13 protein-coding genes, 1 rRNA gene and 1 pseudogene are annotated in these 21,173 nt (G+C 70.9%); 5 read left to right on the forward strand and 10 right to left on the reverse strand.

Annotated features, from left to right (window positions below):
- The 3 genes and pseudogenes from D7Y13_RS49535 to D7Y13_RS18975 form a co-directional block, all read right to left on the reverse strand.
- Positions 1-185, reverse strand: a pseudogene (locus D7Y13_RS49535) (hypothetical protein); the annotation flags it as partial.
- Between the two features lie 134 nt (positions 186-319).
- The gene (locus D7Y13_RS18970; protein WP_120535274.1) at positions 320-964 is read right to left on the reverse strand and encodes a hypothetical protein; all 645 of its coding nucleotides are present in this window, start codon (positions 962-964) and stop codon (positions 320-322) included.
- 4 nt (positions 965-968) lie between these two features.
- Positions 969-2,492, reverse strand: a complete 1,524-nt coding sequence (locus D7Y13_RS18975; protein ID WP_120535275.1) for a M91 family zinc metallopeptidase — start codon at positions 2,490-2,492, stop codon at positions 969-971.
- A gap of 327 nt (positions 2,493-2,819) precedes the next feature.
- Here D7Y13_RS18975 and D7Y13_RS18980 point away from each other — a divergent pair, with 327 nt between their 5' ends.
- From D7Y13_RS18980 to D7Y13_RS19000, 5 genes are all read left to right on the forward strand, one after another.
- Positions 2,820-3,365 (forward strand): M23 family metallopeptidase, encoded by a 546-nt coding sequence (locus tag D7Y13_RS18980; protein WP_120535276.1) that lies wholly within the window; start codon positions 2,820-2,822, stop codon positions 3,363-3,365.
- Positions 3,366-3,506: 141 nt separating this feature from the next.
- Entirely contained in the window at positions 3,507-4,673 is a 1,167-nt protein-coding gene (locus D7Y13_RS18985; protein WP_120584585.1) for a HEAT repeat domain-containing protein, read from the forward strand.
- Positions 4,673-5,653 carry a HEAT repeat domain-containing protein gene (locus tag D7Y13_RS18990; RefSeq protein ID WP_120584586.1) on the forward strand — a complete coding sequence of 327 codons (981 nt, stop codon included), beginning with the start codon at positions 4,673-4,675 and terminating at the stop codon, positions 5,651-5,653. The genes D7Y13_RS18985 and D7Y13_RS18990 overlap by 1 nt, the downstream gene beginning before the upstream one ends.
- A gap of 148 nt (positions 5,654-5,801) precedes the next feature.
- Positions 5,802-6,599 (forward strand): ZIP family metal transporter, encoded by a 798-nt coding sequence (locus tag D7Y13_RS18995; protein WP_120535279.1) that lies wholly within the window; start codon positions 5,802-5,804, stop codon positions 6,597-6,599.
- 83 nt (positions 6,600-6,682) lie between these two features.
- Complete coding sequence (locus D7Y13_RS19000; RefSeq protein WP_233595721.1) at positions 6,683-8,098, forward strand: sigma 54-interacting transcriptional regulator; 1,416 nt, start codon at positions 6,683-6,685, stop codon at positions 8,096-8,098.
- Positions 8,099-8,109: 11 nt separating this feature from the next.
- On the opposite strand, the gene D7Y13_RS19005 is transcribed toward D7Y13_RS19000, so the two are convergent.
- From D7Y13_RS19005 to rrf, 7 genes are all read right to left on the reverse strand, one after another.
- The gene (locus D7Y13_RS19005; RefSeq protein WP_120584587.1) at positions 8,110-9,519 is read right to left on the reverse strand and encodes a serine/threonine-protein kinase; all 1,410 of its coding nucleotides are present in this window, start codon (positions 9,517-9,519) and stop codon (positions 8,110-8,112) included.
- A 3-nt stretch (positions 9,520-9,522) separates the two neighbouring features.
- On the reverse strand, positions 9,523-11,181 hold the full coding sequence (locus tag D7Y13_RS19010; RefSeq protein ID WP_147444381.1) for a hypothetical protein: 1,659 nt from the start codon (positions 11,179-11,181) through the stop codon (positions 9,523-9,525).
- A gap of 146 nt (positions 11,182-11,327) precedes the next feature.
- Entirely contained in the window at positions 11,328-15,098 is a 3,771-nt protein-coding gene (locus tag D7Y13_RS19015) for a serine/threonine-protein kinase (RefSeq protein WP_120584589.1), read from the reverse strand.
- A 15-nt stretch (positions 15,099-15,113) separates the two neighbouring features.
- On the reverse strand, positions 15,114-16,940 hold the full coding sequence (locus D7Y13_RS19020) for an OPT family oligopeptide transporter (protein WP_120584590.1): 1,827 nt from the start codon (positions 16,938-16,940) through the stop codon (positions 15,114-15,116).
- Positions 16,941-17,274: 334 nt separating this feature from the next.
- The gene (locus D7Y13_RS48065; protein WP_233595722.1) at positions 17,275-19,275 is read right to left on the reverse strand and encodes a HipA domain-containing protein; all 2,001 of its coding nucleotides are present in this window, start codon (positions 19,273-19,275) and stop codon (positions 17,275-17,277) included.
- A gap of 1 nt (position 19,276) precedes the next feature.
- The gene (locus tag D7Y13_RS19030) at positions 19,277-20,941 is read right to left on the reverse strand and encodes a DUF262 domain-containing protein (RefSeq protein ID WP_120584591.1); all 1,665 of its coding nucleotides are present in this window, start codon (positions 20,939-20,941) and stop codon (positions 19,277-19,279) included.
- 116 nt (positions 20,942-21,057) lie between these two features.
- Positions 21,058-21,173 (reverse strand): 5S ribosomal RNA (gene rrf / locus D7Y13_RS19035).

Genomic DNA, 21,173 nt, shown 5'->3' on the forward strand with positions numbered 1-21,173 from the left:
GCCCCGTCCACCTCCACCACGTCGATGTGCGTGTCGGGCAGCACCGAGCGCAGGAACATGGGGATGGCGCCCCCGCCCAGCCCCACCGCCAGGATGTTCTCCGGCCGGGGCACGAACGCCAGCGCCACCATCGCCATGCGCGTGTAGGGCAGCTCCAGCCGCAGCGGGTCCCCGGGCCACACCACGCTCTGGCGCGCGCCCCCGTCCCCGAAACGCAGTGAGCGGCGCCCCTGGTCGTCCTCGGTGACGAGGACAGGGCCCGCTCCTTCGCTGCGCCCGTCTTCTGGCAGGTCTTCTGGCGAAGCCAGGACGCGTGCTCCTACTTCGCGTCCGACACCGGCAGCGGGCCACTGTCCAGCACCCGCTGCGCCTTCACCACGGGCCCGTACTCCGGCGTCTGGACGGCCGTGCCCTGCGCGTCCTTGCCCGCGTGCAGCGTCATGGCGTCCGCGTCCGGCAGGTAGCCCACGCGCAAGGAGACCTCGCGCACGTCCGACAGCTCGCGCGTCTGTTCGGGGCCCGTGGGGTACGGCAGGGCGGTGCGCAGGGGCAGGGGCACCACCGCGCGGCGGCTCGCCGTGGCGCCGGCTTCCACGCGGCTGACCGCGGGCACCTCCGGCGCTTCCACCATCAGGTCTTCCGGCACCGGCAGCAGCATCCGCGACAGCACCACCCGGCCACCGGACAGGTCCACGTAGGCCCGCTCCGGCGCCAGCGTCAGATGCCCGCTGAAGCCCACGTCCCACAGCCCGTCCACGAGCAGCACGGCCCGGGACGTCCGGTTGTGCACCGCGTAGGTGACCGCGAGCGTGTCCGCCTCGCGCGCCACCGACTCCACCTTCAGCTCCACGTCCGCCTGGGCCACGCGTTGTCCTCCGGGATTCGCGGGCCGCTCCGGCGCCCGCGCGCAACCGACGATGACAGCCAGCACCACCCAGGCGCCAGTCCGGAGGAGGGTTCGCATGCGGCTAGTAGCGCGGACGGGTGGGCAGGTTCAGGTCGTCGCGCAGGACGTTCTCCCCGGGACGGCCGCCCTGGACGACGTCCGGCGTGGCCGCGTTCTGGTCCAGGTCGATGGGCAGGCCCACCGCGGAGGTCTCCAGGTTGCGCGTGCCGTTCTTCTCGCCCAGCGCCAGCGTGCCGTTGACCATGTCCGAGGCGTGCACCAGCTCGTGGAACAGGCCGACGACGGGGGGACGGTTCATCCACTCCTCGGTGCCCAGGGAGATGCGCGTGGTGTTGTAGTTCACCTGCGCGTCCGTGCCCTTGCCCGCCGTGCCGTCCTTGTTCATGAAGCCATCGTTGAAGTTCGTGCCGCCCGCGCTGTTGCCGCTGGCCGTCTCGCGGATGGTCGTCTTCTTGCCGCTGGCGTCCAGCGTGCGCAGCAGCTCCTGGCCCGACGGCAGCGAGCGCATCGCGTCCAGGTCCGACTGGGTGCGCGCCTGGAACTCCGCGCTGCCCGTGACGGAGACGGACGAACCGCGCTTGTCCGCGTCCGTCATGTCCACGATCTCCCGCTCACCCTTCGCCGCGTCGGCGGTCGTCTCGTTCTCTTCCACGTACAGCTTGTCGGTGCCCTCGCCGCCCTCGACGGTGTCCGCGCCCGCGCCGCCCGCGACCGCGTCGTTGCCCGCGCCGCCGCTCAGCGCGTCGTCGCCGCGCCCGCCAATCACCTGGTCGTCGCCCTCGCCGCCGTCGACCTTGTCGTCGCCCGCGCCCGCGTCGATGTAGTCGCGCTCCCCGCCGCCCGACATCGCGTCATTGCCGTCCAGGCCGTAGAGCACGTCCCGGCCCGCGCCGCCGTCGATGCTGTCATCGCCCGCGCCGCCCTCCAGGTAGTCGTCGCCGTCCAGGCCGCTCAGCGTGTCCTTGCCTTCGCCGCCGATGACGGTGTCGTTGCCCGCGCCGCCCACCAGCGTGTCGTTGCCCTTGCCGCCCACCAGTTTGTCGTTGCCCACGCCGCCGTCCAGCGTGACGTCCTGCGTGACGCTCGCGTCCAGCGTGATGGAGTCGTCGCCGGCGCCACCGTTGATGATGGCGCCCTTCGCCTGCTCGGCCGTGAGCGTCACCGTGTCCTTGCCGGACGTGATGGTCAGCCCGCCGTCCGCCGACTGGGAGACCTTCGCGGTGTTGTTGCCCACGCCCAGGTCCACCACCGTGTTGCCGGCGGCGTTGGTGCTCACCTGCGGCGTCGTGGCGGCCGCGACCGCCTTGGCCACGTTCTTCACGGCGTCGCTGATGGCCGACCCCAGGCCGCCAAAGAGGCCGCCGGCCTTCTTGCCCTCACTGCCCGGAAGCGGAGGCAGCGCCGTCCCGATCTCCTTCGTGCCCTGGGGCCGCGACGCCAGCGTGCGAGGCCCGGCGTCGAAGCCGTCCTTCATCCGCTGGGAGACGGCGGCCTTCACCGCGTTGGGACGCACCGCGGGCGTCGCCGTCGTCTCCGGCTTCACCACGGGCGAGGGACGCGAACCGGTCTTTCCAATCGGGGCCATGACGCTTCTCCCAGGTGACGCGAGGACACCCGATGCAGTTCCCGGCGACGGGGCGCCAGGCGTCGGGCGAACGCCGACATTCCAGATTCTCGTGAACGTTTCGCCCGGGTTGCGTGCTCCGGACGAAAACGACACGGCGCGGCACGGAACCCCTTGGAATCGTTGCGTTTCTCAACTTTCAATTCCTGGGACAAAAACAACTATTTCATGTATTACAGCTTCCCGTCCCCCACCCCATTCAAGGGGATAGGTGGGTCGGGCACGGGGGCTGGTCCACCGTTGGGCCGGGCCTCCGGCGAGGCAGTGTGACGACGGGAGGAGGCACCCATGAAGCTGAAGACGTTGATGTCCACCGTGGCGACGCTGGCCGCCGCGGTGGGGGCCGGTCCGGCAACGGCGGCCACCGCGAACGGCCCCATCTGCGACACGGCGGCGTACGTGAACTCGACCACGTACTACAACTGCACCGGCAGCAGTCACACGGCGCTGGACATCGGCAACGGGTCCTGCGGCGAGTGGAACCACCGGGGCATGCTGGTGGGCAACTACCACTACTATTACTACGGCGGCTGCGCGGCGGCCTGCTACGGCTCCACCTGCAACGGCGGCGCGGGCAACTACTACGTGGTGTCTGGCGCCAGCGGCTGGGACTTCCGACAGCTGCACTTCTACGCGAACGTCAGCTCCGGCACGAAGACGTGTGACCGCTGCGCGCTGGGGCTCGTGGGCGGCACGGGCAGCGCCACCGGTCCGCACGTGCACGCGGACAATCGTCAGTACGGCACGCGCAAGTCGGCCTGGTACACCAGCGTCGGCACGACGTGCGGCACCAACGCTTACTGCAACAACCGGCTGGGCGTTCCCACGCTGTAGTCCCCGCCGTGCGCGAACCTTCCGGGAGGGGCCGGCGCTCCGGCCCGCGTCCCCTGCCCGGAGGCCCGTCCCCATCGTTCCCCCGTGATGCGCGGTGCGCGCGGGGGTGCGCCCCTTCTTGCGCGTGAGCCTCCTTCCGACATGACCTCTCGTCCCTCCTTCAAGGTCGCGCTCGCCGGCCTCGTGCTCCTCCTCGCCGTGGGCGTCGTGTGGTGGCGGGGCGCGGCCCGCTCCGATGACGCGGACCCTCCAACGCCAGGACTCACGGGCCCTTCCGTTCCGACGGCCGCGCCCGCGAGCAGCGCTCCCGTGGCCGCCGCCTCCGCGACAAGCAAAGCCCCGCGTGAACAGATTCCCATGCCCGGGTGCTGGGACGGGTTGGCGGCGCTGGACCGGTCCGCGACGCTGGAGTCGCTGCACGCGGCCGTATCCGCCGCCATCCAGGCCCGTGACACCGCGCTGGTGGCCTATCTCCAGGAGCGCCTGACGGAGCTGGTGGGCGAGGATCCGGACCGCGCGCTGCAACTGGTGACGTGGGCGATGAAGGCCGCGCCGCCGGAGCCGGCCATCTACCTGGAGGCCCTCAAGGCGGCCCCCGCCGTGCGCCACCCGCGCGTCAGCGAGAAGCTGCTGTCGGTGGCCGAGGACAAGAGCCTCGCGGCCCCGGACCGCGCCTCCGCGCTGGATGCCCTGGAGACGCAGCACCGCTTCACGCCCGACATGCGCAACCGACTCAAGTCCATCGCGCTGGACGACTCCGCGGACGCCGCCGCGTGGATGGCCACGCGCACCCTGGGCCGGGTGATGAAGGAGGACTACCAGCGCACCGGCACGTATGCGCCGTACTGGAAGGACCTGCTGGACATCGGCACCACGTCCGAGGATACCGCCGTGCGGCTGCTCGCGCTGGAGATGCCGTCGTACTCCGACCCGCTGATCGATTCAGGCTCCATCGACACGCTGGCCAAGGTGATGCGCACCGACAAGGAGCGCGACGTGCGCGAGATGGCCGCCTTCCGGCTCGCCGTCACCGAGGATCCGCAGAAGGCCCTGGCCGCGTTCCGCGCCGCCTTCGACGGGGAACATGATTTGTGCGTGCGCTGGGCCATCCTGCGCTTCGCGGTGCGCGCGGCCGGCGCGGACGCCCTGCCCCTGGTGGAGGAGTTCGCCCGGAAGGATCCGCGCCTGCGGCAGGACTATCTGGACTTCAAGGCCCTGTACGCCACCGGCACGACGGACTTCGCGCGCATCTGGCTGGGCAAGAAGGAACACCACGATTGCGTCGTCGAGGAAGGAGCGCCGCACTGATGGGCCCGCGAATGAAGAAGACGTGCGTGCTCTGGCTTTCGCTGCTGCCGGGACTCGCCCTCGCGCAAGGCGCGCCCATCAGCATCCCCGCCCCGGCGGCCTGCACCGTGGAGGGCATGCTGGACGAGGTGCGCGTGGCGATGAAGACAGGCTCCCCCGCCTACCAGCGCTATGCGCGCCTGCGCCTGAAGGAAGCCGCCATCGCCATGCCACCGGAGGCGTTGGGCCGAGCGGTGAGCCAGGAGCGCGACCCCGCCGTGCTGGAGGCCGTGGGGGCGGCGCTGGCCACCAAGGCGAGCAACGCGCAGAAGCCAGAGCTGCTCCAGCCGCTGCTCTCCCGTGCGAAGCAGGACGTGGATCCGGGCCTGCGCGCGGCGGCGGTGCGTGCGCTCAAGGGCGCGCCGTCGGTGGAGTTCATGGCGAAGAACGGCGACGTCGTCACCTACGAACAGCTCGTGCGCGACAGCGCGCCGGAGGTGCGACAGGCGGTGGTGGAGAACCTGGTGACGGAGAGCGCAGGCATCTACTTCGGCCACAACGCGGAGCTGGCCGAGACGGCGGTGAAGGCCGCCGCGGCCTCCGGTGACCCCTCGGTGGCCACTCGCCTGCTGGGCGAGGTCTCCATGGAGGCCGCGAGTCCGGAGGCGGTGCGCCAGCTCACCTCCCAACTGCGCTCGGAAGACCCCGGCATGCGCGCGGCGGCGGCGAAGGCCCTGGGCGGAGTGCCCGGCACCGAGTCCCCGGGTGCACGCCGCTCGCTCACCGCGCTCTACCGGAGCGACAGCGACCTCGCGGTGCGCAAGTCCGCGCTGGAGGGTTTGGCACGCCTGGGCCAGTCCAGCGCACGGCCCCTGCTGGAGTCCCTGCGCGGCGTGGATCCGCGCATGGATCCCGAAATCGATGCGTGGCTGGGCGCCCTCAAGCTGAACCTCCAGGAGTGGCACCTGCTCCTGCGCGAGAAGCAGCGGCTCCGGCCCTGATACGTGCCCGGCCCCCTGGTGAACCACCTGGCAGCCATCGCGTCCGCCCCGGGCGGTGCCGGTCGCCCTGCTCCGTGACGGGTAACCTCGCCCGGGGCGCGGTGGAAAAGGTGGCCGTGCGCGGCGGAGTGGGACAGGTTGGAGGGCCATGTCCGACAGCGGTTTCGGCACGTCCACCCTCGCCCTGGCGCTCGCCGGCAGCGCGGTCACCATCCTGTCCACCAGCCTGGGCGCGCTGCCCGCCCTCGCGGCGCGCGACATCTCCCGGCGCTCCAAGGATGTGCTGATGGGCTTCAGCGCGGGCGTGATGCTCGCGGCCACGGCCTTCTCGCTGGTGGTGCCCGCCATCGACCTGGGCGAACAACGCTACGCGTCGCGCTTCACCGCCGCACTGGTGGTGGGGGGGAGCATGCTGGTGGGCGGCCTGTTCCTGCACCTGTGCAACCGCTACATCCCCCACGAGCACTTCATCAAGGGGCAGGAGGGCAACGCCCAGGCCGCGAACCTGAAGCGCATCTGGCTGTTCGTGCTGGCCATCGCGCTGCACAACTTCCCGGAGGGGCTCGCGGTGGGCACCGGCGTGGGCAGCCGCTCCATGGAGATCGCCGCGCCCATCCTCGTGGGCATCGGGTTGCAGGACATCCCGGAGGGCTTCGTCGTCGCGCTGGCGCTGATGGGCGTGGCGTACAGCCGGGGGCAGGCGGTGCTGGTGGCGCTGTACACGGGGCTGGTCGAGGGGGCCGCCGCGCTGGTGGGCTTCTTCGCCACCTCGTTCGCGTCCGGCATCCTGCCGTGGGCGCTCGCGTTCGCGGGCGGCTCCATGCTGTACGTCGTCAGCGACGAGATGATCCCGGAGAGCCACCGCCAGGAGTACGCGAAGGAGGCCACGGCCGGGCTGATGGTGGGCTTCGTCCTGATGATGTTCCTGGACGTCACGCTCAGCTGACGGCCCGGCTCGCGGTCGCCCATGTGTTCACCGCCCCCGTGGTGCTCCGCCCGGGGTGGCCCGGACGTGGTAGCTTGATTTGCATGTCTGTGTCGGATCGAACCCGCGTCGACGGGGCCCCGGGAGAGCACAAGGACAAGGGCACCCTCCCGGAGGAAGGGGAGGCGGAGGCCGCGCTGCATGTGACGCTGCCCTACGAGCAGGCCCGCCGTCCGGGGGACCTGCCCGTGGTGCGTCGCTTCCGCCTGTCCGTGGTGGAGGGTCCGGGTGCGGGCACGGTGTGGGAGTCCACGTCGGACACCTGCTCGGTGGGCTCGCATCCGCTCAACGACTGCACGGTGGAGGACTCCACCGTGTCGCGCTTCCACTGCGAGGTGAAGATCGGCCCCAAGGGCCCGCAGGTGAAGGACCTGGACAGCCTCAACGGCGTCATCGTGGACGGCGTGCAGGTGGTGGAGGGCATCCTGCGCAGTGGCAGCCTGCTCCGCCTGGGCCGCGTGGTGCTGCGCTTCGACTTCAGCGCGGAGAGCAACAAGCTCCCGCTGTCGGACATGACGCACTTCGGGTCGCTCGTGGGCACGTCGGTGGCCATGCGCGGCTGCTTCGCGATGATGGAGCGCGCCGCCGCGCGCGACGTCACCGTGCTGCTGGAGGGCGAGACGGGCACCGGCAAGAGCCAGGCGGCGCTCGCCATCCACCAGGCCAGCCGGCGCAAGGACGCAGCCTTCCTGGTGGTGGACTGCGGCGCCATCCCCGCCCACATCCTGGAGAGCGAGCTGTTCGGCCACGAGAAAGGCTCCTTCACCGGCGCGGTGAACCGGCGCGCGGGCGTCTTCGAGGAGGCCGACGGCGGCACCGTCTTCCTGGACGAGATTGGCGAACTGCCCCCGGAGCTGCAGCCCAAGCTCTTGCGCGTGCTGGAGAACCGGGAGATCCGCCGGGTGGGCAGCAACACGTACCTGCCGGTGGACGTGCGACTGATGGCGGCCACCCACCGCGACCTGCGCGCGGAGGTGAACGCGGGGCGCTTCCGCTCCGACCTGTTCTTCCGGCTCGCGGTGCTGCGCATCGGAATGCCTTCGCTGCGCCAGCGGCCGGAGGACCTGTCCATGCTGGTGTCGGGCATCCTCAAGTCGCTGGGCGCGGATCCGGAGCGCACGGGAGCACTGCGCACGCCGGAGTTCCTCTCGCGCCTGCGGCACGCGGCGTGGCCGGGCAACGTGCGCGAATTGCGCAACCACCTGGAGCGCTGTCTGGTGTTCGAGGACGCGCTGCCGCTGGCGGAGGAGGACTCGCGCCCGGAGGGCAGCCCGCTGGAGGTGGACCTGTCACGTCCGTACGCGGAGCAGCGCCGCCGCGTGGTGGACGACTTCGAGCGCCGCTACCTGCGGGCGCTCCTGGAGAAGCACCAGGGCAAGGTGGCCCAGGCCGCCATCACCGCCGGCATGGACCGCGTGCACTTCTACCGGCTGCTGCGCAGGCACGGCATCAAGCCGTGAGGCGTTGAAGCTCAGCGCCGCGCCGTGAGCCGCCAGCGATCCGGAGCGCTGGCCACCGGGCTGGAGACGAAGTCCGCCTCCAGTCCGCGCAGCGCCGCGCCGGTGACGACGAGCGCGCCGTCCGCCCCGTCCTGGATCCACGAGGGCAGGTGGAGCAGGCCCCCTTCCCCACCAGCGTCATCCCACGCGGAGGCCGCGGCATCCTCCCATCCGTGGGCCTCATCGCGGCCCACCAGCCGGTCCACGTGCACGGTGACGGAGAGGCCCGAAGGCGCCTCCCCCCGCGTCAGCGCGAGCCCCACGTCCAGCACCCGCGCCCGCAGCTCCCGCTCGCGAAGCACATCATCCGGCAGGCTCGCCAGCGCCAGCAGGCATGCGCCGCCCACCACCCGGACCTCCAGCCCCGCCTCCAGCGCCAGGGCGTTCGCGCGCTCCAGCCCCGCGTCCAGCGCCTCCATCGTCAGGGCGTCCGGTTCGCCGGGAGTCCGCCCCTCCACGTACAGGCCCAGCGCGCGCGGCGCCTCCACCGGCGCGGCCCCCCCGAGCACCGCGCCGCGCAGGTCCTCCAGGAGCGCATCCACGTTCGGGTAGCGCTCCTCGCGCTCCTTGCGCAGACACTTGAGCACCACCGCATCCAGCGCCGCGGAGACAGGCGCGTGTTCCCCCGGTCGTGGCGCGGGGGCGTGCAGGTGCTGCTGCTCCACCTCGTGGCGCGTGGTGCCCCGGAAGGGCGGCATGCCCGTGAGCAGTTGGAACAAGAGCACGCCCACCGCGTACAGGTCCGTGCGCGCATCGGGCACCTGCCCGCGGATCTGCTCCGGCGCCATCGACAGCGGCGTGCCCAGCACCACGCCGGTGTGCGTGAGCGACGAGCTGCCCGGAGCGCCCGGCACCAGCCCCTTCGCTACGCCGAAGTCCACCAGCTTCACCGCCGGCCCGCCGCGCCCCTGCGCGAGCCGCACCACGTTCTGCGCCTTCAGGTCGCGGTGCACCACGCCCGCCGCGTGCGCCACCCGCAGCGCGGCGCCCACCTGCTCCATCACCGCCAGCACCTCGCGCGGAGACAGCGGACCGCGCGTGGCCAGCTCCGCCGCCAGGTCCTGTCCCTCCAGCCACTCCATCGCGATGAAGGGCCGGCCATCCGACAGCTCGCCGTACCCCAGCACCGTGACGATGTGCGGATGCCGCAGCCGCTGCAGCGTGGCCGCCTCGCGCCGGAAGCGCCTCAGCGCCACCGCCGCCGTGGCCACCTGCGGGTGCAGCACCTTCAGCGCCGCGGGCACGCCGGTCTGCGCGTGCCGCGCACGGTACAGCGCGGACACGGGGCCCACGACCTGGACGCGCTCCACCACCCAGTCGCCCACGAGCGCGCCGGGCCGAAGTTCCTCGCCGTAGAGCGCCTCCTCGCCGTTGCCCGCCATGGCTCAGCGCTTCCCCGGCTCCTTCGTCGGCAGCGGCTCCTTCGTCGGCAGCGGCTCCTTCGTCGGCAGCGGCACGGGCGTCGGCACGGGCACGGACACGCGGCCCGAGGTCTCCCTCCGGGGCGTCTGCGCTTCCGACCAGCGCGCGCACAGGTCCGTGTGCTGTGCATCCACCAGGTCGCACGGACCATTCAGGAACACGGTGACGGGCTCCTCCCAGGTCTCATCGGCAGGATCGCGGCACGCCACGAAGTCACCATCCCCCACGAACAGCGGGCCGTCCTGCGCCGCGCACTGCTTCGGGCCCTCGGCCGCCCAGCAGGGTCCCGTCACCGTGGCCGCGCAGTCCTCGTGCGTGCCGGGCAGCGCGCACACGCGATAGGTCGCGTAGGCCAGACCGTGCACCCAGCCCGGGTCGTAGCAGGAGTAGAGGTCGTTGAAGATGGGCTTCGACTGGCCCGGTTCGGGCCGCTTGATGACGTACCGGTCACGGGTCACGTTCAGCACCTGCACGTTGATGTCATCGCGCAGCGCGCCGGGCCCGAACATGTTGCCGTAGAAGGCCCCTTCGCGGATCCGGTACACGCCCCGCTCGGAGAGCGGAAGCTGCGCCGTGCCCGTCACCGCCACGGTCACCCGCCCGGTCGTCGCGTTGTTCCAGGGCGCGACCATCACCGTGAAGTATCCGCCCTGCGCGGGGCACGTGATGTTCACCGAGGGGTTCGTCATGGCCGTGGGCCAGGGCGACGTGGAACCCGGCAGGCAACCCTCGCTCGCCGCCATCAGCTCCGCGGACGTGCTGTCACACCCGGAGATGCCGCTGCACACGCGCATCACCATCCGAGCATCCGAGCTGGAGCCCAGCGGCGCCCCCACGCCACACGCCGAGGGTCCACCCGTCGGGCCACCCGCGCCCACCGACACCGTCTGGCCCGCGGGGCACCACCCCACCGAGTGCATCGTCCAACCGCAGTCGCGCCCCGCCCCCACCGCCGCGCCGGAACAGGGCGCGGAGCTGTTCCGCGACGTCGTTGAGCCCTGCGCGTAATTCAGGGGCGCGGCCCAGGAGTCCAGCGCGAAGGGCTCCGCGATGGCCAGCTCGGGCTCGTGGATCTCCCCACGCATCGACAGGCCCACGCGGTAGCCCAACGCGTTGTTGCGCGCCAGCAGGCAGGCCGTCACGCGCTTCAGGCACGCGGAGTCCTCCGCCGGAGCGCTGGTGCGCCACTGGGGGCACAGGCCCGCGCCGCCCTTCCATTGGCTGAGCTGCGAGCCCGCGGGCTGCAACGGGTTCATCCACGCCAGGGTCTCGCCTTCCTCCAGCGCACAGCTCACCAGATACGCCATGAACCGCTGGGCATACGGATCACGAAGCTGGTTGGCGATGAGCGCGCTCTCCGCGCTGGGAATGATTTCGCCGGGGTCGAAGAGCGACTCCAGCGAGTTCGACGCCAGCGCTTCATTCGCGGCGTGGTTGGCCGCGATGGCATTGACCACCAGCTCCTGCGTGGTGAGTGAGTTGGCGATGCGGATCTCCGCCTCGCTCGTACCCAATGCGACGTCGGAGCCTCCAGCTTCGGCGCCCTCCGGAAGCGCGGGCTCGCAACCGGCCAGGGCCAGCAGGAGGAAACACCAGGGGACTCGGGAGAATGAGGAGGCCATCGCGCGAACGCTCCTAGACAGGATTCGGGGGACGGGGCGGGCCGGACCAAGCACAGCCCCCACCCCCGAAGGAAACCTCACACGTGCCCTTCTTGTCTTCCTGTAGCGCGAAACGTTACGGCGACGGGCAGGTGTAGCGTTTCGCGCTACAGCGATTCACCGGCGAGCGCGGCCTTCAATGCGTGGAAACGCGTAGACCACAGGGGCGCCTCGGCCACCGCGCTTCCCGCCCGCTCGAGCCACGTCCGGGCCTCCAGCACCGCGCCCGTGCGTCGGGCGATGCCGGTGGCTTGCAGGAGGATTTCAGCCTTCTCGTCCGGAGAGGCCAGGGCGTCCGCTTCGGTGAGAAGGGCCTCCCACTCCGACGCGAGGAACGCGCCCGCCGCCTGTTGATGGACCTGGAGCTCCACCAGCCGCCGCATGATGGCGGTGGGAGGCAGCGACTCCGGAGGGCAGCGCCGCTCAATCCAGGCGAGCTGCCGGGCCGCCGCCGCTTCGTCTCCCGCCGCGGCGTGGATGCGGGCGATGAGCAGCGCATCCACGGGCACGGGGTGTTCGCGGAAGAAGCGCACGCCCAACTCGTGGGCGCGCTGGGCCAGGGGCAGCGCTTCGTCCAGGCGGCCCTGCATGTAGAGGACCTCCGCCAGGTTGAAGGTGGACCAGCGCTCCATCTGCGCATGGGCCAGCTCGCGCCCCAGCGCCATGGCGCGACGCAGGTCCTCTTCCATCCGCGCCACGTCGCCCTGCCGCAGCCACAGCAGGACGCGGTTGCTCAGCACGGCGGCCTTGTGCAGGCCATCGCCGGTGGCCTCGCAGCGCTGCAGCGCTTCATCGAAGCGGGCCGCGGCCTCCGGTGCGCGGTCCAGGAACGTGAGCGCGGCGCCCAGCAGCGCCAGCGACACCACCAGCGTCTCATGGTCCCGCGCGCCCTCTGCACCCTCGGCGGTGGAGGCGAGCACGCGGGCCGCGGCGGCCCACTCGCCCTGACGCACGTGCAGTCGGCCCCGGGCCAGTCCACAGCGAAGGGACAGGCGCGGCGCATCCAACGGCTCGATGGCCTCCAGCGCCTCCCGCGTGCAGACCGCGGATCCGTCCGAGTCCTCCATCCAGTCGCGAGCGGTGGCCTCCTCCAGGAGCAGGTCCACCTCCAGCGCTGCGTCATCGAGGGCATGGGCGAGCGCGCGCGCCGACGACAGGTCCGCCAGACTCTCGCGGAAGCGCTGGAGCCGGTGGCGCACCCGGCCGCGTCCCGCCAGGGCCTGCGCGCGGCGTGCGTCGTCGGACTCCGGAAGCAGCGCCAGCGCGCGCGTGTAGTGCTGCTCCGCCTCCACCGACAGATGTCCCGCGCGAGCCTCCTCCGCCAGTGCCAGGTAGCTCCGGGCCGCCTCCAGGTGGGCACCGCACGCAGCGGCGTGATGGGCGCGGCGGCGGCGCTCCACGACGTCATCGCCCACGCTCGCCTTCAGCGCGGCGGCGTGCAGGGCGCGACGGGGCGCGGGAGGAAGCAGGGCCTCCAGCGCCTCGCGAAGCAACGGATGACGGAAGGCGAAGCGCCCGGGCCCGGAAGGGCGCAGCAGGCCCGCGCGAGCCAATCGCTGCAACCCGGCCCCGGCATCCAGGGTCGCGGCGCGCGACAACTCCGGTCCCGACGCCAACTGGCGCAAAGCCGCGTCCACCCGGGCCACGTCCACCTCCGTGCCCAGCACCGCGCACAGCCGCGCCAGCACGCGGTGCACCTCCGGAAGGCCCGCCAGGACGCGAGGGGCCAGCCGTTCGAAGAGCGGCGTCACCGACACATCGAGCAGCGCATCCGGAGCGACGTACCACCCACCGCCCGGAGCCGAACGCAGGGCCCCCGCGGCCCGGAGCGCCCGAGCCAATTCCACCAGCGACAAAGGCACGCCCTGCGCCAGTTGCTCCAGGCGTGCGAGCACCGGCTCGGGGATGTGCTCCGCGGGGCGCAGCAGGTGGAGGAGCACCGCGCGGCTCGCCTCAGGAGGCAGGGGCGGCAGCGGATGCTGGGAGGCGCGGGCACTGCGCTCGCCCAGGTGGGGACGCGCGCCCAGCAGCGAAGGGCGCCCGGCCATGCAAACCCACAAGGGAGCGCGAGGCCCCGCGAGCGTGGCGCGCTCCAACGCATCCAGGCTCTGCGGATCCGCCAGGTGCGCGTCATCCAGCAACAGCACCAGGGGAGCTTCACGGGCCTGTGCAAGGAGCGCCTCGGCCACGACACGAGGCTCCGCGGACGGGCGGCCCACGACGGCACGCAAGGCGTCGAGAAGCGAATCCGCCACCGAGGCATCAGGAGCAGGCGCGCGCAGTCGCACCACGCGCGCAAGGCCCTCCGCTTCCAACCGCGAGGCAAGCGCCTTGAGCAGCCGCGACTTGCCATGCCCCACTTCGCCGGAGAGCACGCCCAGCCCCGGCACCGCATCCGCGATGCTGCGGCCCGCGTCCATCGCCAGTGCATCCATCACCGCGTCGCGGCCCACGAACGGAGGAGGCTCCCCTTCGACACGAGCCCCCTCGTCGTCGTGGAGGCGAAGGCGCAAGCCCTCCCCCTCCGAGGGCTCGGTCCATCCAGGCTCCATGCGCGCGGAGGCCTCCGGCGTCACCCGCACCTCCCCCTGCGCGACCGCCCTGGGCCACCAGGACTCCGGCCGTTCCAGCGCAACGCCGGCCACGCGAGGCAACGTGGTCCCAGGGTGCACGTACAACACGGCGAGGTGGAGGACGGCCATCGCCGCGCCGGACTCCACCAATCGCCGGGCCGCGAGCGCGCCCGCGCGAAGGTTCGCCTCCGCGGACAGCGACTCGCAGAAGACGAGCAGGTAACCGCCGTTCGCGACCCGGGCCAGCACCCCGCCAAACGGTTCCAGCGTGGCGCCCAGTCCCGCCACCGAAGCGCTCGTGCGCAACCCCAGCACCGCAACGGGCCGGGCCCCCGAGAACGTCGCCAGGGCCGCACCCGTCCGAGGTTGCGCCTCCGGCACCCCGATGACGTCGGGAAGCGATGCCTGCGCGCACGCGGCATCGAAGGCAGCGAGCACGTCCGGGGCGCTCGCGAAGCGTTCAGAGGGAACCTTGGCCAGACACCGGGCCACCACGGCATCGAGCGCGACGGGCACGGGGGCGCGCTCGGAGACGCGAGGAGGACGCCGACTCACATGGCCTTCGCGCACCTCGTCCGGACTGCCATGAAAGGGCGGCGTGCCGGTGAGCAGCTCGAAGATCAGGACACCCAGCGCGTAGATGTCAGCGGCAGCGCCCGCCTCGCGAGCGTCCAGGCACTGCTCCGGCGCCATGTAGACCGTCGTCCCCGCGCGGTTCCCTGCCGCCTCGGAGTCCTCCACCCCGTCCTGCAGCCACCGCGCGAGCCCGAAGTCCAGCAGGCTCAGCGCGCCGCCCTCGCGAAGGAAGAGGTTCTCCGGCTTGAGGTCCCGGTGGGCGAGCCCCACCGCATGCACGCGAGCCACCGCCGGACACAACCCCGCGAGCAGCTCGCGCACGCGCGCCAGGGACGCGGCGCCGGAGCCGGGCAGCGCCGCCATCCAGGCCGCGAGCGTCTGCCCCCGCAGCAACTCCTGCACGAGGAAGGGCCTGCCACCGACGCGGCCCTCCTGGAACACCGCCGGAACCGTGGGAGGCCCCACGCGCCGGAGCGCCTCCGCCTCATGAGCGAAGCGGGCGTGATGGGGGCCCAGGCCCACCTTGAGGGCCACCTCGCGGCCGTCCACCTCCCGCACCGCGGCGTAGACCTGGGCAAAGCCTCCCGCGCCCAACAAGGCGACGCCGGACAAGCCGGGGACGTCCGGAAGCGCCAGCAGCTCCGGAGGGGGGCCGGGCTCGGCGGGGACGCCATTCACGGGACACACCGCGCCAGGAGTGAGGCGGCGGTAACAGACCGGACAGCGCATGCGGGTGCCGAAAGGCTACCAGAGCGCCCGCGCCAGGACGATGCCAACCCCGACCAGGCCCTCTCCCGCGATGAGCCCGGCCGCCAGCGTCACCCCAGGGCCCTCCGAAGCGGGCCTGAGCCGCCGAGCCACCTCCCACCCCAGGCCTCCCAGGAAGAATCCCAGGCAGGTGGACGCGGGCAGCAGGAAGGCCAGCCCCACGCCCACGACGGACGGAGTCCAGCGCCGGAAGCGCTCCGGGAGTGCCTGCTCGCAGAGGGTGAGGACGGCCGCGCCCAGCGCCGCCCAGCCCATGGCGCGCCGCAGGTCTGGAGACACCGCGTCCAGCCCGGAGGCCAGCACCTGGGCCACGCCCGCGGTGACCGTGGCGGCCGGGGCCGGAAAGCGCTCCGAGCCCAACACGGACGCATCCGGCACCAGCAGGTAGAACAGCGGCACCACCACCAGCGAGCCCACGACACAGCCCAACAACTGCGCCAGGAACACGCGGCGAGGATGCGCACCCAGCAGGTGGCCCGCCTTCAGGTCCGTGAGCAGGTCGGCCGCGGACGAAGCCGCGTTGACGGTGATGCCCGCGGTGGCGAGGTTCGCCTGCACGTTGCCAGGCAGCAGCACGCCATACGTCAGCTGCGTCACCTGCCCCAGCGCGCCCACGGGGCTGACGTCCGTTTCCCCCGTGACGCGGCAGGAGATGAGACACAGCACGAACGACAGCGCGACCGCGAGCAGCGCATGGGGCACCGGCACATCAAAGCCCACCCAGGCCAGCGCCACCGTCGCGGGAGTCAGCACGAGCAGCCCCGCGAACAACCACCGCCCGGGAACCTGGAGCGCCTCCACCGGATGACGCGCTCCCTGCCCCCGGGCAAACAGCCCCCGAAGCGCGCGGCCCCACACGCGGCCCTGGAGTGCGAACTGCAACAGCGACGCGGTGGTGAGCGCCGCCGCGCCCGGCCACAGCGCCCAGGCAAGGAAGTCCCCCTCTACGGGGACCACGCCCGAAGCCATCAGCCGAGGAGCGATGACGCCATGGACGAGGAGCGCCCCCAGCAGCATCGATGCGGTGATGCGAACGCCCAGGAGCGCGCCGCCGCCCACCGGCATCAACCCCGTCTCCAGGGCGAATCCCAGCCGTTCCAGCGACACCCCACCGAGCGTCCCCGGAAACGCCCAGGCGTAGGGAAGGCGTCCGAATCCATCACGGGCGAGTGTCAGCACGCCGGACACAAGGCCCCCTACCCCCAGCATGCGCAGGCGGGGCCGTGACGCAGCGCCCCCCGCATGCAGCGCGCGTACGGTGGCCGCGGCGGCGGTGCCAGAAGCAAAAGGGAGCTGCTCGCGATCCACCAACTGGCGCTTGAGCGGCACGGCGAAGAGGACGCCCAGAGCGGACAGCAGGAATGTCCACGCCAGCAGCGTCCAACCGGGCAGGTGATGTCCCGTGGTCAGGAGCCAGGCGCCCTGCACGGACACCAGCGCGCCCCCCGTCGCATACCCGGCCGACGAGGCCACCGTCTGCGCGCACCCCATCTCCAGCAATGACAACGGAGCCCCCGCGACCCGAGGGACAACGCGGCGAAGGGCCCCCTGTGTCGCGGAGGCCAGCAACGCGGCGGTGATGGCCACACCAAACACGACGCCCGTCTTCAGGCCCGCGTAGAGGTTGGTGGCGCAGGTGAGCACGCCCAGCCCCGCGCCCAGCGCCACCGCGCGAAGCGTCAACTGCGGCATGCGGTCACCCTGGTACACCCGGGTGAGCCAGAACGTGTCCGCCTCCGCCTGCGTCGCGCCGGGAATGCTGAGCAGCGTCAGCGAGGCATCGGTGGGAGCGCGTTCAGACATGGCCGGCGAGCATCCTCCCCGTTCGTACCTTCCCGCGCCACAATCCCCAGCCCGCGTGTTGCCGGAAAGGCCCAATCCCTCTCACTCATCAGCCTTTGAAATCCACAGATACAACCCCGGCATCCATCAGTACGACCGATACACCAACGACAGCCTGGGCTGACCTTGGTGGGACCGGAACTGGATGACGGGCTGCGGTCGGCATGATCCCGCAAGAACACCGGCCTCGAAGCCGCCAGCACGCGCCAGGAGCAAATCACCCTGGACCAGGAAGCCCAGCCCAGCTCAGGCGCCGGAGTGCCGCTGACGGAAGGGCGGTCTCACCGCCCGTGCCTCACGGTTCACGCAGACGCATCAGGTAGAAAACGTAGCCGTAGCTGTCTCCGTGGCGACGGAACAGGCCCACCTCCTGTTCCGTCGCCGCGATGACCTCGCGCAGCGCGGGGTCCGCGGAAGGACGCAAGCGTTCGATGCGCTGGAGCAGCGGTGTGTAGTACTCGTCCCACCACGCGGACGCGGGCAACGTGAAGGTGTCCAGCACGGTGAACCCCTCGGCCTCCGCGGTGGAGCGGTTGTCGGCGATGGACGCCATGGAGGGATACGCGTCCGACCAGAAGCGGGCGGCCTCCGGGGGCCGGGCGTCCGTGAGCCACGAGCACTCGGTGACGGCCACCAGTCCTCCCGAAGCGAGCAGCGGCCGCCAGCGGCGCAGGCCCGGCCCGAACCCCATCAAGTAGATGGCACCCTCGGACCAAAGGAGGTCCACGGAAGCAGGAGGCAGCGTCAGCGCGCCCATGTCCTCCTGTCGGGTCACGATGGCATCCACGAGGCCCCTCTCCCGAGCCTCGCGTTCCAGTTGTTCCAGATAGGGCCGGTGCAGATCCACGGCGGTGACACGGGTCCCCAGCGTCTCAGCAAGCACGAGCGTCTGCCGGCCGGTGCCGGAGCCCAGATCGAGCACGCGAGGTGAGAAAGAAAGCGGAGGCAACCGACGAAGGGCCTCGCGGGTGCAGGCATCGCTGCCAGGGCCCAGACGGGGCAGCTCGCTGTAGAGGGTGAAGAAGGCGTTGGCCGCCTGCCGCAGCTCCCCTGCGCTGCGCTTCACCCCGCCCTGGAGGAGTGGAACCTTCTTCCAGTGCTCCTCGATGCGCTGCTTGAACACCTCCGGCATGGGCAGCTCCGCGCGAAGCGAAGACCAGGTGTCGAGCGCGGATTCGACGGCCCCTCTCACCACGGGAAGGACATCGTCGTCGGACAGGCCCAGCTTGCGCGCCAGTCGCTCGAAGCTCTGGAGCGACACGTCGTCGAAGCGCTTGGACTTCGCCAGGTTCAGCGCGAGCTGATCCTGCGGCATGTACTGGATGGTGGAGACGAAGTCATACGCGGGCGACAGCGTGGGACGGGTGCCGTCCGGGTAGAAAAGCGACCAGTTCTTGTGGTGCGCGTCGCCATTGCCGCACGCGATGATGAACACCATTCGCCGCAGGAACTCCTGGAGTGCATCCAGTCCCGCGACCTTGAGCAGCACGTTGGCGATGGTCTCGTAGTTGTACTTCTTGTACTTCTCATCCGAGTACAGCCCCAGCACCTGCGCCAGGTCCTCCATGTGCACGCGGCGCCCGGGTGACGGTCGGTCGAAGCGGCGGATGGCATACGCCAGGTCCTCGCGAAGGGTGATGCCCTCGGGGAGCCCATGGAGGTCGGAGACCTTGAGCAGTTGCATCTCCGGCACGTCGATGCCGGTGGCGCGGGCCCACGTCATCACGGACAGCTCGTTCTCCGGCACGCGGTCGTAGCGGTTGTCCGGAAGCTTGACGATCCAATCGCCGCCCTTTCCGCCCATGGGCAGCGTCATCCCCCGGTCGCGGCGCAGCATGGAGAATTTGAGCTGCACACCCGCGAGCGAGAAGCGCAGCGGCTCTCCGTCGGGGGTCGCGGACTCGGAGGGGGTATCGACCAGGGAATGGTCGCGGACGGGGAGCTCACCCGCCGGTCGGACGATGACGGCGCCGGAGAGGTCCTCGCCCAGGTGCGCGATGAAGAAGAACTCGCGCTGCCGGGCAATCTGCTCACGCTCGGAGATGAGATCGCGCAGCGGGCCTTCGGGCAGGAGGTTGGAGAAGAACGGCGGCAACCGCATGCGGCTGATGTGCCGGCGCGACAGGTCATCCTCGAAGAACTGGCCCAGCACGGGACGCGGGTAACGCTGGCGGTACTCCTCGGAGACGCTGAACTCGATGCGCTCGTCGGCGAGCAACGTGAGCGTGCCGACGTACACGTCGCCCATGAGGACGTCGAGGACACCAGTGGTGGACGTAGGCGGCCTGGGGTCCATGTCAGTCGTCTCCGTCGTCGATGATCATCGATTGGAGGGAAGGACGGTCCGAGTCATCCCAGCGCGTCCGGGCTTCGATGAACTGTCGCACCACGGGCTCCAAGTGGGCCCGCCGCTGCCGGAGGAAATCCACAGCTTCGCCCCGCCGCAGGTATTCGAGCATTGCGGGCGTCAGTCCATGGCTGACCAGAATCTCCTGGTCGGGAAGCGAGCCCTGTTTGAGCAGTTCCAGGACGGACGTCCCCGTCAGGGAAGGATGGAAGAGGGAGTTGAAAGGGGCCAGGAGCTGGAATGTCCGTTGGAAGCCGCCCCCTCGCACCGCCCACTCCGGAGCGCTCTCCATGGGGAGGATGTCCAGGAAGCCTTCGGCCCCTGAATCCAGCAGTTCACCAGGGTCCAGCACCGCGCCCGTCAGCAGGTGCCGTGGAAGGAGGGACACCAGGACGATGCGCATCACGGGAGGCGGCTGGGCCACCTCCGGATTGGGGATGACGGGAAGACCCGCCTCCAGCCACCAGGGGATCAGGGGCGAAGCCACCTGGGCCAGCATCGCCTGGATGGAGCGTTCCTCGTCGGAGCGCATGGCCGCGACGAGTTCCAGGGCCTCTGCGGGCTTGAGAACCCAGCCGCCGAAGACGACGTGCCGCCAGAACCAGCGGGACAACAGCTCCCGCGACCGGGGAGAGGGTTCCGGATGCAGTTGGAAGAACCGCGTCAGCAGCACGAGCGAGTTCTCGGGCGACGGCAGCAACTTCAGATGTGGGATGAACGCATCGCGCTTGAGGAACACGATGGCATCGCGCAACGCGCGCTCGGTGCGCTGGACGGTCTCCGTGAAGTCGTCGTCCTGATGCAGTTGCTGCTGATAGCTCCGGGTGAAATCCAGACCCCGCACGGCCAGTACGGCCCGCAGCAACAGCGACTCTGGAACGGCGCCAAAGCCCAGCTCCCGCAGCCCCTGCGTCACCGACTCCAGGCTGAGCGAGCGCGAGCCCACATACAGCGCATTGAAGACCTCTTCGTCCGTAAGGGGCCGGCCCGCGGTGTTCAGCCGCTTGAAAATAATGCGCAGCACCTTCTCGTCGGTCGTGTCCACGACGTAGGCAGGCACCTGGTACTCGCGGATGGCCTTGCCCAAACGGATGGCGGCGCGGATGTGCTCCGGGTGCGCTTCGCGAGCCGGGTAGCGGTTGAGCCAGTTGAGCAGCGACTCGCTGTCCAACACCTCGTTCATCGGCAGCCAGTGCGAAGGGGGCGTCGCGTTCTTCGACGGAGGCAAGAGCTCTTCGGTCTCCAGATCGAAGTACAGGTGGAAGTCGTCGCGCCCCAGCTCATCCCCATAGGCCGGGTGGAGCAGCACGCCCGCGAGCGCCGTGACCCGCTGCTGTCCGTCCACGGCCCACAGGCCCTGGCTGGTGGACGGAGCATCGATGCGCACGGGCCCGAAGCTCACGCTGGAGGCAGGGGCCTCCCGCCGCCAGAACAACAACGTCCCGATGGGGTAGCCCCGGTAGACGCTGTCCAGCAGGTCGCGCACGTCGTCCGCGGTCCACCGAAGGGGGCGCTGGAAGTCAGGAATGCGCACCTCACCGCGCCGCACGCGATCGAGCAGATCCTCAATGCTGAACGACTTGGTCTCCGGGCGCCGCGTCAGGAGGGAGGGCATCGCGTGTCTCCTGCCAGGAGCCTCTAGCCCGAATCCACACCCGGGCGAAACGCTGAACAAGCCCGCAAAGACAAAAGCCCCTGGCGCCTTGCGGCACCAGGGGCTTTTCAAAAAGAATCCGGCAGCGACCTACTCTCCCACGCGGTTTCCCGCGGAGTACCATCGGCTCTGGAGGGCTTAACTTCCGTGTTCGGGATGGGAACGGGTGTGACCCCTCCGACATTGCCACCGG

The organism is Corallococcus praedator (assembly GCF_003612125.1).
Taxonomy (GTDB): Bacteria; Myxococcota; Myxococcia; order Myxococcales; family Myxococcaceae; genus Corallococcus; species Corallococcus praedator.

What these genes read in the sequence shown, in the direction of transcription:
- D7Y13_RS18970 (WP_120535274.1), bottom strand. Translation starts at nt 964, where the DNA reads ATGCGAACCCTCCTCCGGACTGGCGCCTGGGTGGTGCTGGCTGTCATC.
- D7Y13_RS18975 (WP_120535275.1), bottom strand. Translation starts at nt 2,492, where the DNA reads ATGGCCCCGATTGGAAAGACCGGTTCGCGTCCCTCGCCCGTGGTGAAG.
- D7Y13_RS18980 (WP_120535276.1), top strand. Translation starts at nt 2,820, where the DNA reads ATGAAGCTGAAGACGTTGATGTCCACCGTGGCGACGCTGGCCGCCGCG.
- D7Y13_RS18985 (WP_120584585.1), top strand. Translation starts at nt 3,507, where the DNA reads ATGACCTCTCGTCCCTCCTTCAAGGTCGCGCTCGCCGGCCTCGTGCTC.
- D7Y13_RS18990 (WP_120584586.1), top strand. Translation starts at nt 4,673, where the DNA reads ATGGGCCCGCGAATGAAGAAGACGTGCGTGCTCTGGCTTTCGCTGCTG.
- D7Y13_RS18995 (WP_120535279.1), top strand. Translation starts at nt 5,802, where the DNA reads ATGTCCGACAGCGGTTTCGGCACGTCCACCCTCGCCCTGGCGCTCGCC.
- D7Y13_RS19000 (WP_233595721.1), top strand. Translation starts at nt 6,683, where the DNA reads ATGTCTGTGTCGGATCGAACCCGCGTCGACGGGGCCCCGGGAGAGCAC.
- D7Y13_RS19005 (WP_120584587.1), bottom strand. Translation starts at nt 9,519, where the DNA reads ATGGCGGGCAACGGCGAGGAGGCGCTCTACGGCGAGGAACTTCGGCCC.
- D7Y13_RS19010 (WP_147444381.1), bottom strand. Translation starts at nt 11,181, where the DNA reads ATGGCCTCCTCATTCTCCCGAGTCCCCTGGTGTTTCCTCCTGCTGGCC.
- D7Y13_RS19015 (WP_120584589.1), bottom strand. Translation starts at nt 15,098, where the DNA reads ATGCGCTGTCCGGTCTGTTACCGCCGCCTCACTCCTGGCGCGGTGTGT.
- D7Y13_RS19020 (WP_120584590.1), bottom strand. Translation starts at nt 16,940, where the DNA reads ATGTCTGAACGCGCTCCCACCGATGCCTCGCTGACGCTGCTCAGCATT.
- D7Y13_RS48065 (WP_233595722.1), bottom strand. Translation starts at nt 19,275, where the DNA reads ATGGACCCCAGGCCGCCTACGTCCACCACTGGTGTCCTCGACGTCCTC.
- D7Y13_RS19030 (WP_120584591.1), bottom strand. Translation starts at nt 20,941, where the DNA reads ATGCCCTCCCTCCTGACGCGGCGCCCGGAGACCAAGTCGTTCAGCATT.